The 13,952-nt window shown below is 47.0% G+C and carries 12 protein-coding genes; 10 read left to right on the top strand and 2 right to left on the bottom strand.

Going from position 1 to position 13,952, the window contains the following annotated elements; all coding sequences use genetic code 11:
- The first annotated feature begins 39 nt into the window (after positions 1–39).
- Entirely contained in the window at positions 40–2,478 is a 2,439-nt protein-coding gene (gene leuS / locus ACM1ND_RS18215) for a leucine--tRNA ligase (RefSeq protein ID WP_023989526.1), read from the top strand.
- On the opposite strand, the gene comER is transcribed toward leuS, so the two are convergent.
- A complete protein-coding gene (gene comER / locus ACM1ND_RS18210) occupies positions 2,459–3,304 on the bottom strand; it encodes a late competence protein ComER (protein ID WP_023989525.1) in 846 nt (281 codons plus the stop codon). The genes leuS and comER overlap by 20 nt on opposite strands.
- A gap of 295 nt (positions 3,305–3,599) precedes the next feature.
- On the opposite strand from comER, the gene ACM1ND_RS18205 reads away from it, so the two are divergent.
- From ACM1ND_RS18205 to holA, 8 genes are all read left to right on the top strand, one after another.
- The gene (locus ACM1ND_RS18205) at positions 3,600–4,247 is read left to right on the top strand and encodes a ComEA family DNA-binding protein (RefSeq protein WP_023989524.1); all 648 of its coding nucleotides are present in this window, start codon (positions 3,600–3,602) and stop codon (positions 4,245–4,247) included.
- Positions 4,248–4,335: 88 nt separating this feature from the next.
- Complete coding sequence (locus ACM1ND_RS18200) at positions 4,336–4,854, top strand: deoxycytidylate deaminase (protein WP_023989523.1); 519 nt, start codon at positions 4,336–4,338, stop codon at positions 4,852–4,854.
- A gap of 179 nt (positions 4,855–5,033) precedes the next feature.
- On the top strand, positions 5,034–5,186 hold the full coding sequence (locus ACM1ND_RS18195; protein WP_279834681.1) for a hypothetical protein: 153 nt from the start codon (positions 5,034–5,036) through the stop codon (positions 5,184–5,186).
- Positions 5,116–7,656 (top strand): DNA internalization-related competence protein ComEC/Rec2, encoded by a 2,541-nt coding sequence (locus tag ACM1ND_RS18190; RefSeq protein WP_418028038.1) that lies wholly within the window; start codon positions 5,116–5,118, stop codon positions 7,654–7,656. Before ACM1ND_RS18195 ends, ACM1ND_RS18190 begins: the two co-directional genes overlap by 71 nt.
- Before the next feature lie 165 nt (positions 7,657–7,821).
- Positions 7,822–8,811 carry an iron-hydroxamate ABC transporter substrate-binding protein gene (locus ACM1ND_RS18185; RefSeq protein WP_418026416.1) on the top strand — a complete coding sequence of 330 codons (990 nt, stop codon included), beginning with the start codon at positions 7,822–7,824 and terminating at the stop codon, positions 8,809–8,811.
- 228 nt (positions 8,812–9,039) lie between these two features.
- Complete coding sequence (locus tag ACM1ND_RS18180) at positions 9,040–9,588, top strand: RNA polymerase sigma factor (RefSeq protein WP_013311184.1); 549 nt, start codon at positions 9,040–9,042, stop codon at positions 9,586–9,588.
- Entirely contained in the window at positions 9,585–11,039 is a 1,455-nt protein-coding gene (locus tag ACM1ND_RS18175) for a zf-HC2 domain-containing protein (protein WP_418026414.1), read from the top strand. Before ACM1ND_RS18180 ends, ACM1ND_RS18175 begins: the two co-directional genes overlap by 4 nt.
- Before the next feature lie 213 nt (positions 11,040–11,252).
- Positions 11,253–12,284 (top strand): DNA polymerase III subunit delta, encoded by a 1,032-nt coding sequence (gene holA / locus ACM1ND_RS18170; RefSeq protein WP_013311182.1) that lies wholly within the window; start codon positions 11,253–11,255, stop codon positions 12,282–12,284.
- Between the two features lie 141 nt (positions 12,285–12,425).
- Here holA and rpsT read toward each other — a convergent pair whose 3' ends face one another.
- Positions 12,426–12,698 carry a 30S ribosomal protein S20 gene (gene rpsT, locus ACM1ND_RS18165; protein ID WP_013311181.1) on the bottom strand — a complete coding sequence of 91 codons (273 nt, stop codon included), beginning with the start codon at positions 12,696–12,698 and terminating at the stop codon, positions 12,426–12,428.
- Positions 12,699–12,896: 198 nt separating this feature from the next.
- On the opposite strand from rpsT, the gene gpr reads away from it, so the two are divergent.
- The gene (gpr, locus tag ACM1ND_RS18160; RefSeq protein WP_023989518.1) at positions 12,897–13,898 is read left to right on the top strand and encodes a GPR endopeptidase; all 1,002 of its coding nucleotides are present in this window, start codon (positions 12,897–12,899) and stop codon (positions 13,896–13,898) included.
- Positions 13,899–13,952: the final 54 nt, after the last annotated feature.

Here is a 13,952-nt window from a genome sequence, read left to right as displayed (position 1 = left end):
AGGTTTTTTTGTTGCATACCGTTTGAGGAGGAAAAGACAATGACAGACACACAGCCGAAGCACGGCTATCAACCGCAAAGTATTGAACCAAAATGGCAGAAATATTGGGATGAGAACAAGACGTTCCGCACCGGGGAAGAGCCGGGCAAACCGAAGTTTTATGCTTTGGATATGTTTCCGTACCCATCTGGAGCCGGCCTACATGTAGGCCACCCAGAGGGCTACACAGCTACGGATATTGTTTCACGATATAAAAGAATGCGCGGCTACAACGTACTGCATCCGATGGGTTGGGACGCCTTCGGTCTGCCTGCCGAGCAGCATGCGCTGGATACAGGGGAGCACCCACGCGAAATTACGGTGAAAAATGTAAATAACTTCCGCCGTCAAATCAAATCGCTCGGCTTCTCCTACGACTGGGATCGTGAAATCAGCACGACGGATCCTGATTATTACAAATGGACACAGTGGATCTTCATCCAGCTGTACAAGCGCGGCCTTGCATATGTAGCTGAAGTACCTGTGAACTGGTGCCCGGCGCTGGGAACGGTGCTAGCGAATGAAGAAGTTATTGACGGTAAGAGTGAGCGTGGCGGTCATCCGGTCGTCCGTAAACCAATGCGTCAATGGATGCTGAAAATTACGGAATACGCGGATCGTCTGCTGGAGGATCTGGAGGAACTGGATTGGTCTGAGAGTATTAAGGATATGCAGCGGAACTGGATCGGTAAGTCTACCGGGGCAGAGGTTCGTTTTCCAATTGAAGGCTATGACGAGCAACTCACAGTGTTTACAACCCGTCCAGATACACTGTTCGGCGCAAGCTACTGTGTGCTGGCACCAGAGCAGGAATTGGTGGATATTATCACTACGCCTGAGCAAAAGGATGCTGTACAACAGTACCGTGAACAAGCTGCTCGTAAAAGCGATCTGGAGCGTACGGATCTGGCCAAGGATAAAACAGGCGTATTCACAGGAGCTTATGCAGTGAATCCGGTGAACGGCGAAAAGCTGCCGATCTGGATTGCTGACTATGTACTTGCAGGCTACGGAACTGGAGCGATTATGGCTGTACCTGCTCACGATGCGCGTGACTGGGAATTTGCCAAGCAATTCGGATTGAATATCATTGAGGTTGTCCAAGGTGGAGATGTGGCTAATGAGCCATATACTGAGGATGGACCGCACGTCAATTCCGGCCCGCTGAATGGACTTACCAACGAGGAAGCGATTCCGAAGATGATTGAATGGCTGGAAGCTGAGGGCAAAGGACACGGCAAAGTCACCTATCGCCTGCGTGACTGGTTGTTCAGCCGTCAACGCTATTGGGGCGAGCCGATTCCGGTAATTCATCTGGAAGATGGAACGATCAAAACGGTTCCTGAGGACCAACTTCCGCTCGTACTACCGGAGATGGACAATATCAAGCCTTCCGGTACAGGTGAATCCCCGCTGGCGAACGCAACAGATTGGATCGAAACCATTGATCCTGAGACAGGTATGAAAGCACGCCGCGAGACAAATACAATGCCGCAATGGGCAGGCAGTTGCTGGTATTACCTGCGCTTTATTGATCCGAAAAATGACAAAGAGCTTGTATCCAAAGAGAAACAACGTGAATGGATGCCTGTTGATTTGTATATTGGCGGAGCGGAACATGCGGTTCTTCACTTGCTGTATGCCCGTTTCTGGCATAAGGTACTGTATGATATCGGCGTAGTGGAAACGAAAGAGCCTTTTTATAAGCTGGTCAACCAGGGTATGATTTTGGGCAACAACAATGAAAAAATGAGTAAATCACGCGGTAATGTCATTAATCCTGATGATATTGTCAATACGTTTGGCGCCGATACGCTGCGTATTTATGAGATGTTTATGGGGCCGCTGGAAGCGACCAAGCCATGGAATGAGAATGGGGTAGAGGGAGCACATCGTTTTCTGTCCCGCGTATGGCGCCTGTTTGTTTCCGAGGATGGTAGCCTGAACGATAAAATTACAAATGACGGCGGTAGCGATGAGTTCAATCGTACTTGGCATAAAACGCTGAAAAAAGTAACTGAAGATCTGGATGCACTGCGCTTCAATACAGCGATCAGCCAGCTGATGATCTTCACCAACGATGCATACAAAGCAGACCTTCTGCCGCGTGCAGCAATGGAAAACTTCGTGCAAATGCTGTCGCCGCTTGCACCCCATCTGGCCGAGGAATTGTGGCAGCTGCTGGGGCACAATGATAGCATTACCTACGCGGCCTGGCCTGCTTATGATGAAGCATGGACGGTGGACGCCGAAGTGGAAATTGTTGTGCAAGTGAATGGTAAAATTGTGCAGCGTGCAACGATTGCCAAGGATCTTGATGCTAAAGCGATGGAAGCATTCGCTGTGTCGTTGGACAATGTTCAGCAGGCACTGGCCGGCAAAACGATCCGCAAGGTAATTGCTGTACCAGGTAAGCTGGTTAATATTGTTGCCGGTTAATTGGCTTTAAGCCGAAGGAGACATCCACCTTTTGCATGTCTTCTTCATACTTGTTGTGCGTGGCTTGTATCAGCTTGGGAAAGACACTATGCAGGCTGATGTCCAACAGTGCGAGAGCTTCGGCGGTAATACCTCCGGGAACCGCCACTCTGGCCTGTAACTCGGCTGGTGTCATCCCGCCTTCCGTGAGTAGCTTTCCAGTGCCGATGATCATTTCACCGGCCAGGGCGCATAGCTCCGTACGGTCTATACCTGTAGCTTGAACTGCGGCTTGAATCCACTGGTCCATAAAAAAGGCCAAGAAAGCAGGACCGCAACTCGAAAAATCCGACGTGATTCGAGTATAAGATTCTTTAACCCGAATCGGCCTGCTGATGTGGGACATAAGCTCTTCCAGAAGGGTGCGGTCCTCCTCTGTAATCCGGCTTCCATGGATGCATAGTGAGGCTCCGCTGCCCACTTGGTGGGTGATACTGGGAATAATTTTGGACACTTTGGCTTTCAGTGCATGCTCCAAAATACGAATCTGCACCGGGCTTGTGATAGATACGACGATTTGCTCTTCTGTAATGACGTTGCGTATTTCATCCGTTACGGCTTTTGATTCCAGCGGCTTCACACAGATAAACAAAACATCGCTTTCCGCTGCCGTTTCACGGTTGCTTTGGGCTGCATGCAAACCTGGATAACGACGGGCTAGCTCGGTTACCTTGGAATGCGTTCGATTGCTTGCTGATATTTGCTGCGGCTTGAGTGCGTTAGAATTAATAAAAGACTCAATTAGCAGACTTCCCATGCTGCCAGTCCCGATAAATCCAACTTTCATTGTTCAACGTCCTCCTTTCATACTTTGCGGTATAGACGCTGTGCTGTCAGCTGTCATTCTTCTTAGTGTATGCGCCTGGTCTTGGCCGACATGACGAATTTTATGTCTGAGCATGTTAGATCGTGCCCGGGGTCGTACCACTTTTTTGTAAAAATGCTCACAGCGAGACCGTATGGAGGTTGTTTGCACCCTCCGGTTTAACGGGAATTGAACAGACTTGCTCTGTTTGATTGAGACGGTGTTTTCAGTCGGCTCAATTTCCCGAAATCCATGTGGAGTAGGGGACGATACGGAAATGAAACGCGTATGGACAGGAACAGCGATAACGCTTGCTGTAATCGGGAGTGGACTTATTTTATTTGCCGGAGGACAGCGCTCTGAGCCGCAAGAAGAGTGGACTTTACTTAACCATAAGGTGGAGCAGGCTGTGGCGATGGATTCAGAGCCAAATGAGTCGCAGCGCAGCAGTGACTATGCCCAGAAAAAGCCTGCTGTAAAAGAACCCTCAGACAAAGCTGAGCGCAGTAGGAATGCCGAAGCCGCTGACAATGTGAAACGTGATACTGTGCAGATTTCTACTGGTGTATCTGCTGCTGTGAGCGAAAACTCTATTGCGGGAAATTCAAGTACCGTAAAGCAGTCAGGTGTTGCGAATCCGAGCTCAGACACAGGTATTGTTAGTTCGAGTGGTGCAACGACGAGTAGGACCAATACGGTAAGTGATTCGGTTACTACACCCGTTTCCGGCGAAAAAAAGGTAAACATCAACACGGCGACTGCTGCCGAGTTAATGGAGCTACCAGGGGTTGGGGCTAAAAAAGCCGAGGCTATTTTGAACTACCGTAATCAGCATGGGGCGTTCAAACGTGTGAACGATTTGGATCATGTAAAGGGAATCGGAGCTAAAATGTTGGCGAAAATGAAGCCGTATGTCAGCTTGTAACTTATATAAGATTACAATGTACAGGCCCTGAGAACGGCGGTAGCGGATATGGTTTACGTTTTAACTTGTTTATACGGGAGAGATGGAAATGAGTGCAGATGTACGCAAGGACTGGGACACCTATTTCATGGATATCGCTTATATGGTATCCACCCGTTCGCGCTGTGCGCGGCGTCATGTTGGAGCCGTACTTGTACAAGGTAAAAAGCTCTTGGGGACGGCCTATAATGGAGCACCATCCGGGGTGCCTGACTGTTCTGAGGCAGGCTGTATGATCTCAGAGGAGTATGAGGTCGTTCAACGTGATGGGCGCGAGGAAATGGTTAAGAAGCAGCGATGTATTCGCACTATTCATGCGGAGCAGAACCTGCTACTGTTTACTGACCGAATTGATCGTGAAGGCTCTTCAGTATATGTCACCGACCAGCCATGCTGGACGTGTGCCAATATGTTGGCGAACAGCGGTATTGTGGAGATTGTATACCACAGACCTTATCCCAAAGATGCCGACAAGGTTCGTGCTATGATGGAGGAAAAGGGAATCGCCTTTCGTATGCTGAAGACCTATCATCCACCGAAAGAAACGCTGATGGATGTAATGAATTAAAAAGTAAACGAGGAAGAACCTCTGACGAATGCTATTTTGTCAGAGGTTCTTTTTGTTTTGCTTATTTTGGACAAAAAGCAATGTTTGCTACCGGAAGGTGATTGTATTCAAGCTAAGCTTGTGTTAACTAGACCTATATTGACCCTTACTGTTTGTTGGATTACAGGAAGTGCGGGAGCATGTCTGTATTCTGGACGGATGCTTTTGTTGCTCTGGGCGGGGGTTACCCTGATCTTTCCGCTTATAGCTTTATGGATGAAAATCCCCATCCGGCATATGGTATTACTTTGGCTTGCATTCAGCGGGGGTGGATTTCATTGGTATTGGCATGATACGCATAATGTTAGCAGTATTCCCGATGCTCTCCATGTATCGTCTTCTATGGTGGAAGACATGTCTGTTCAAGCAGCAGGGCTTATCGCTTCTGAAGTACAGGTAGATGGTGATCGAACACAGTTTGAGATGAGAGTCACCTCAATCAATCACTACGGAAGTCATTCGAAAAAGGACGAGAATCGTGCACTAATTTCGGAACAGGTCATTGTTCATATCAAGTTGGCTGCCAAGCAGGAACAGCAACTTGCGGCAGCGTGGCAACGTGGAGATGCAATCCTACTGCGTGGCACCTTAAAGGCTCCTGCAAAAGCGGGGAACTTTGGTAGCTTTGATTACAGTGAATACCTGCACACACAGGAAATCCACTGGCTTTTCAAAGGCGATGGGGCAGCCTCGTTACAGAAGCAGGAGGCTTCACTTTGGAACCGCTACACTTTGTTCAGATGGAATGATCAGCTTAGGGAGCAGCTAGGGCAGAGAATGGAATCGGCATTTACATCACTTCATCACGCGGGATATATGAAAGGACTGGTACTTGGGGTAACAGATGAGTTGGACCCAGCAACGTATAACGAGTTTACGCAGCTTGGTTTAACGCATATTTTAGCAATATCGGGGATGCATGTGGCGGTATATGCAGCTACACTATTATATTTACTCAAGCTACTAAGAGTTAGCCGCGAGACATCTCTTACGGTCGTGATGATACTCATTCCGGCTTATGTCCTGCTGACAGGTGCTTCTCCCTCTGTTGTGAGGGCGGGAATTATGGCGATGATCGGCTTGTTTGCAGCCCGACGAGGTATGCTCAAAGACGGACTTAATATTCTAAGTATATCCGCGTTGCTCATGCTGATTTGGAATCCATATTATCTACTTAGTGTCAGCTTTCAGCTTTCCTTTTTGGTGACAGGTGGGTTGCTCATTTATATGCCGCTTATGAAGCCGTTTTTCGCCAAATGGCCTTTCCTAATCGGCGGTGAAGTTGCGATTACAATTACGGCACAGCTTGTTTCGTTTCCAATGACGGTATTCTACTTTAATCAATTTTCGTTGTTATCATTTGCGGCCAATTTTGTGCTTGTACCCCTTATTACATATATCGTGCTTCCATTAGGTACGGTGGCGATGGGGCTTTCCTTTTTGTGGGGGGATGGGGCTCGTATTCTTGCGTGGCCGGCAGAGCAATTGAACGATTTGACCTTTTTACTAGTGAAATGGCTGAATGTAGATGATGCTTATGTGAGTATTTGGCCGTCTTCTTCCATCCTGTGGGTCATGGCGTATTACGCAGCTCTGTACAGTGTTTTGTACTGGCTCAAAAGGTGGCTGACATCCCGCAGGCAAACGAACGACATTACCGTCTTGAATTCTACTGCCATTTCATCACCTATATATACAGGATTAGCAGCTTCTCCAGAATGGGCGGCTATATTGCATACGGCTCCTGAACCTGAGGGAGCAGGGAAATTTGCAAGTCGACAGTGGAATGGTTATCGTCATTTGGCACTGGCTCTAAGTGTTATTGCTTGGCTTGGAATATTGTATACAGGTTACCAATCTCCTGGTGAGGGAAATACGGGAATTGTTCAATATCTGGATGTGGGCCAAGGTGACAGCATTTTAATTACAACGCCGGGCGGGAAACATATCTTGGTTGATGGTGGGGGTACAATGGATTTTGCGACAGGGAAAAATGCTTGGCGCAAGCGTGCAGATCCCTACGAGGTGGGTGAAGATACGATTGTACCCTTGCTAAAGCAACGAGGTGTGCATCGCCTGGACGCTGTCATTTTAACGCATGGAGATCATGATCATGCCGGAGGACTACAGGCTGTGCTTGACCAGATTCCCGTATCTACTTTGTTTTTTAACGGTACCCTGACAGATAAAACCCCATTCCGTAAGCTGTTGAACACGGCTTTAGACAAGCAGATCAAGCTGTATGGTGCACATCATAGTATGGAATGGGAACCAGACCAGGCTACGAAAATCCGCTTTCTCTATCCGTTTACACTACCGGAGAACGAATCTGAGCAGTTGCCTGTTATGAAGGAACAGAATCATTACTCTGTTGCCATGATATTGGAAATGGAGGGAGCCTCTTTTTTGTTCACAGGAGATATGGATGATGCAGCAGAGTCGTCGTTGCTCTCTGAATTAACTCGTTTTTCATCAAGTGTGAAAGATGAGGGAGCAACGGGGGAAGTAAGGAAAGCTATAGATGTCATGAAAATAGCACATCACGGCAGCAAGTACTCCACCTCGGAAGAGTGGTTATCCTACTGGCGACCGAAAGTATCTGTTATTTCGGTCGGTGCGACCAATACTTATGGACATCCGAATGAAGCGGTATTGGAACGTTTATCGGCAGTTAATTCTGCTATATATCGAACAGATACGATGGGAGAGATACAGATTCGAGCACAGCAAGGAAAACTGAGTGTGCGGTACCAACGCAAATAGTTTTTTCGATCCTTTTTTATCAGTACAACAACACACTAAAACGGGTGCTCACTCTCAGGAGTGGGCTGTTTGCTTTGAATCCAATCTGCATGGACAGTAGCTGTAAGCTTTGATAGAATCATATGAGTAATGAAAATGAGAATCATTATTAATGGGAGGAATATTGTGAGTTATTTTAAATTCAGAGCATCAGCTTGTTTGTTCATCATTTCGTTAATGCTGGTATTGAGTGCATGCGCTACAAGTGGGGGTGGGACTGTAACAGAAAGCGGTCAATCGACTGCTCTCAAGACCACATCAACTGGAGATGAAGCTGCCACACGTACATATGAAAGTGATAAAGGTACAATTACTCTTCCTGAGCATCCCCAGCGTGTCGTAGTGGCAGTCGATGATTATGTAGGTGATGTGCTAGCACTTGATATTACACCTGTAGGGGCTCCAGACACTGTATTTGATGCTCCATACTATAAAAAATATTTGAATGGTGTTGCAAATATCGGTGACAGTTCCGCATTGTCCCTTGAAAAGGTGATCACCCTGAAGCCGGATTTGATCATTACCTATGATGAGAAAGCATATGAAAATCTGAAAAAAATAGCGCCTACAGTGTTTATTCCATATGGTAAATATCAATATAAGGACCGTCTGATGGAGCTGGGCAAAGTGTTAAACAAGGAGCAGGAAGCGAAGAATTGCCTGGCTGATTTTGCAACCAAGATTGCTGAGAAGAAACAGGCTTTGTCTGACGTCATTGATTCGGGCAAAAAAATCGCTATTTTTGAGATTACAGGAAAAGAATTATATCTATATGGAAAATCTTATGGACGTGGAGGAGCCATACTTTATGATGAGCTGGGACTTCATGCTCCTGAGAAGGTAGAAAAGGCAGCGTTCGAGAAGGGATGGGCCAGCATTTCAATAGAGGCTTTACCGGAGATGCTGGGCGATGCCGATTATTTAATGTTGGGTATTAGAGGCGACGGAACAGACCAAGGAAAAGATATTTTATCTAAAAGTGTGTGGAAGAACCTTTCTGCCGTTAAATCAGGTAAAGTATATCAATACTCAATCGACGATTTTTATTTTCAAGATCCGATTGCTCTGACTTATCAATTAGAACTCATATCTGATTTTTTGGTTTCCAAGAAGTAACAATATGATCTTGCAGCTCGATAGGCTAGCATTTAGATGTATGTAGGAGCTAGGGGAAGGTGACTACCTTCCCTTTTTCTGTTATTCTAAGGGAGGATACGCTGGGGAATCTGGGCTTTTTGGTATAATTTTTTTTGTTAAAAAAATAAAATTAGTGTCAGACGTCTATCCTGCAACAATTTGCAAAAGGGATACGTCTGTAATATTGCAGGGAGAGGGGGATCCTTTGTGGTAGAGCAGGGACTCATTCGAGCCGCTCAATCGGGCGATCGCGACGCTCTCATTACCCTATTAAGAGAGATAGAACAGCATGTGTACCGTACGGCATATTACATTCTAAACAATGAGCAGGACGCCATGGATGCTTCACAAGAAGCCCTCATACGGATCTATTCCAAAATTAACTCTTATGAGGAAAAAGCGCAGTTTAAAACTTGGGTCCAACGCATTGTAACGAATATATGCATCGACAAATTCAGAAGAACGAAGCCCTCGGTTTCCATTGACGAGCACGACATGATATTCAACGATCCCCAAAACGTGGAGGTCGAGGTGTTGACCTCTTACATGGCACAGGATGTTCGTGAGGCTATACAACAACTTCCGGAGCACCACCGGACGGTAATTGTCTTAAGATATCTGCAGGATTTCTCCTATAACGAGATTGCAGATTCTCTGGATTTGCCGCTAAATACGGTCAAGTCATACTTATATCGTGCAAGACAGCAATTGCAAGGGCTACTTCAGGAATATCAGAAAGGTGGTGTATCAGGATGAAGTGTGGGGAAGAGGTGATGGATTGGATGCAGCGTTATGTGGATCATGAGCTGGGCGAAGAAGAGACGTCCCAATTAATGAACCATATTGCGACTTGCCCGGACTGTGCGGAAAAATTTCTTATTCTTCAGACACTCTCTCGCGAGCTGGAGGAATTGCCTGCGGTTTCCCCGGCGTTCAGCCTGGTGGATTCCATCATGCCTCAGCTTGATGCCATTGACCGCGCACGTGAAGAACAGGGAAGTGCGCTTCAGGAAATGCAGCCTGTGGCTGTAGAGCCTGGACCAGTGCCTAGACAAAGTACCCAGCCTACACCTTGGTGGAACCGAATGGCTGGACGCGCTGCCATGGGCGTGGCTGCCGCTGCTGTTGTACTGGGGATTGTAGTGTTTAACTTCGAGCCTAAAACAGTGCAGGATGCGGAAGGCATACTTACAACCCAGACGCCCGAAGTGACGAATCCGCAGAATCAGACGGAAATTCTTCCAGGTACAGCCAATGGCAGTGGAGGCCGTGATGCAGCCATTGGTTCGGATTCTACACAGCAGCCGTCAGAGCAGGGGCAAGGAACGGATGCATCTCAGCTACCTGCGGATAAAGATCCTGACCTGAGCAAACAAGGTGCAAACGATGAAAAGAACTCTTCCAAACGGGATACTGGGAAACGTGACGATCAGCGAGCTGGGGAGGAAGATTCGACGAAGTCTGCACCAGCTGAACATTCTTCTCGTCAGGATGAAGGGCAGGGGCAGCTACGTATGGATCGTCAGGTGACAAAGGAAAATCCGTCTGCTGGAGATGCTCCTAAATCTGAGGACAAACAGTTAAGTCAGGAAAAATCTGATCGATCCACGATTGCTCCTGCTGAACAGGTGGAACCGAAAATGGAAAAAGCACCCCTAGCGGATACGGGTACCGCTCAGGACGATAATAATGGTAATACAAGTACGAATGATTCTTCTTCGTCGCTTAGTCAGGATTTGAAGGTACAGGATCGAATTGCGTCAAATGAAACGTCGAAAGAAACGACTTCCAAAAGCATCACCAAGGATTCGGGCAATGCCTTAGGAACGGATAGCAGCAATGCAGCTTCTGATGATCAGCAATCATCCGTGTCGCAAGACCCGGTTCGTAAAGAAGGATTTGTATCTAATTCACTGGTCTCTCCGGACAACAATAATGCTTCCAGCTATAGTGCCCAATCTGGCTCTACAGATCAGCTCAACTCGCCAGATGGTAGCTATGCGGTGGCTATTGAGGGCAAAAAGCTGAAAGTGTATAAGCTTTCCGATAACGGTGTAGACCGAACAACACTGGAAGTCCGTACTCTAAAAGGTGCCTGGGTCAAAGGAAGCTGGTCAGAAGACAGCCAGACCTTTATGTATGAGACGGAGCAGGATGGGACAGCAAGTAAATATACGTACACCGTCCCGCGCAGCACTGGAAAATAGTTTCCGTAAGTTGGCACACTTTTAAAAACAGAGAATATACTATATGAACCGACGTCGTATCCCGACGGCCGAAAGTTTCTAGAGCTTTCTGCTGCCGTGTTGATATAGATGGTGGTGAAGGGATCCTGCCTATAGGCAGGGTCCCTTCGTTTGTATCATGACTTGCCTTCCGGTCGGATGTCGGGTACGATCAGTGGGTGGGGGGAACGGAAAATGGATGTAAAAACAGCCTCTAAGGCTATTCGCAAAGGCGACATTTCGCCAGTGTATTTGCTATACGGCAGTGAAAAATATCAAATGAAGCAGTTTGTTGAGATGCTTAAAGAGAAAGTGGTGGAAGAGGAGCATCGTGACTTCGCCATCATTCCTTATGATTTAACCGAAACGCCAATTGAGGTGGTCGTGGAGGAGGCGGAAACAGCGCCTTTTCTGGTGCCAAAGAAGCTGATTATTGTACGGGATACCAGTGTATTTGCAGCAGGCAAAGATAGCGGTAAGATAGAGCACCGGCTTGAGACGCTGTTGACTTATATGGATAACCCGACTGACTATAGCGTCATCGTTTTTACGGTTCAGGCTGAAAAGTTGGATGAACGGAAAAAGATTGTCAAAAAGCTGAAAAGTGATGCTTCGGTTATTGCTTTTGCTCCAATGGGTGGAGATGATCTTATAGCTTGGATCCATAAGCGTGCAGGAGAAAGAGAAGTGCAATTGGCTGCAGGAGCTGCTGAAAGCCTCATTCAATTTACAGGTACCGGGCTGCAATCCTTGGCTGCCGAGATAGACAAGCTCTGCTTGTACGCAGGAGCACAGGGAACGATCTCATCCGCTGATATAGAATCCCTGGTGCCTCGTAACACAGAGCAAAACGTATTTGCGATGGTTGAGGATCTGGCTAATTTGCGGCTGGATAAGGCGCTTAGTATTTTTTATGAGTTGCTTAAGCAAAAAGAGGAACCGATCAAGATTGCCGCTTTGATCACGCGACAGTTCCGTATTATGTTGCAGGTCAAAGAGCTGGCAGGTCAAAGCTATTCCCAGCAACAAATTGCCAGTCAGCTTAGTTTGCATCCTTATGGGGTGAAAGTTGCAGGGGACCAAGCGCGGAGGTTCCGCCCTGAGCAGCTGCGTCAGCTTCTCTACGAATTGGGCGAGCTGGATTATCATATGAAAACAGGTGTCGTTGACAAGGTACTGGGACTGGAGCTATTTTTGATGAAAATGGGTGCGGGGGCTTCAATCTAATCCCCCCATGTGCTGTTATAGAGTCAGCTCATGTAGCGTGGAAAGCTGACTCTATAAATTAACAAAAGTTATAAACTAAAAAAACCTGATCAGCCAAGGCTGGTCAGGTTTTTTTCATTAACGTATGAAAGTAGCTCTTGCTTACGCTTGAGCTGTAAGAGCGTTAAGTTTTTTCGCCAAGCGGGATTTCTTGCGAGCAGCTGCATTTTTGTGGATCAGACCTTTAGTTACAGCCTTGTCCAGCTTTTGGGAAGCTACTTTGAAAGCAGCAGCAGCAGTTTCAGCTTCGTTACCTACCAACGCTGTATCGGCAGCTTTTACTGCTGTACGAAGCGCGGATTTTTGGGAAGCGTTCAACGCACGGCGTTTGTCGCTAGTTTTAACGCGTTTGATAGCGGATTTGATGTTTGGCATTACATTCACCTCCTGTAAAGGCATTACTTATGAACACAAACGTTTCACAACTTAAAATATTTTAGCATGCCACACCTCAAATTGCAATAAGAAAACATTCTGAGGCGATGCGAATTACAGGATGAAAATGGATGTGCATAAACCTGTTGGGTGTCTCGCACACTATAGTCAAAGATGGTATCCAAGGAGGCTTAAAAGATGGATCTGGATTTGCAGAAGTATGCGGTACGCACGGATTTGGCATTAGAGGCAAGAGAACTGGCCGAACGGGATCAGCCTGTACCTCTGTCGGGCATAAGTGAGAACGTGGAGGAAGATAACGGAATCAAAATCACACGGCTGGACGTACTGAATGAAGAAGGAGCCAACCGTATTGGGCGGGTACAAGGGCATTACGTCACGTTGGAAGTACCAGGCTTGCGTGAAGGCGACACGGGGCTCCAGCAACGTGTAGCTATTGCATTTGCAAAAGAAATGGAGCATTTTATACAAAAAATAGGGATCTCTAATACGGCAAAGGTACTGGTGGTAGGTCTGGGCAACTGGAACGTTACTCCCGATTCGCTGGGGCCGCTTGTCGTTGAAAATTTGATGGTGACTCGTCAATTTTTTGAACTGACACCTGATCAAATCAACCCGGGCTATCGAGATGTGAGCGCAATTGCACCGGGCGTCCTGGGTATTACGGGGATCGAGTCCAGTGAAATCGTTCAAGGCATCGTGGATCGCACAAAGCCAGAACTGATTATTGCAATTGACGCTCTGGCGTCACGTTCACTGGAGCGCGTCAATACGACCATTCAGGTGGCTGATATCGGGATACATCCAGGTTCAGGTATTGGCAACAAGCGGCGCGGTATCACCAAGGATATTATGGGTGTTCCGTGTATCGCTATCGGCGTTCCGACGGTATGCTACGCTTCTACCATTGTCAATAACGTAATCGAACTGATGAAAACACATTTTACCAAAGAAAAGGCTTCTACAAAAGCAATCCTGGGGATGTTGGACGATATTTCAGAACCTGAGAGACTTGGGCTGGTGAGAGAGGTACTGCAGCCGCTGGGGCATGATCTGATTGTGACTCCTAAAGAGATCGATGAATTTATTGAAGATATCGCGAACATCATTGCTACTGGATTGAACGCTGCTCTGCACGAAGCTGTTGATCCTGGCAATGTCGCCGCCTATACGCATTAATCAAGGGTTGGTAAAATCGTATTTTATACCAAAAGTCTCTATTTAACAGGAATC

The sequence above is a fragment of the Paenibacillus sp. JJ1722 genome (assembly GCF_048282685.1).
In the GTDB taxonomy this organism is placed as follows: domain Bacteria; phylum Bacillota; class Bacilli; order Paenibacillales; family Paenibacillaceae; genus Paenibacillus; species Paenibacillus polymyxa_B.
This window is presented reverse-complemented; position numbering and strand designations above follow the sequence as displayed.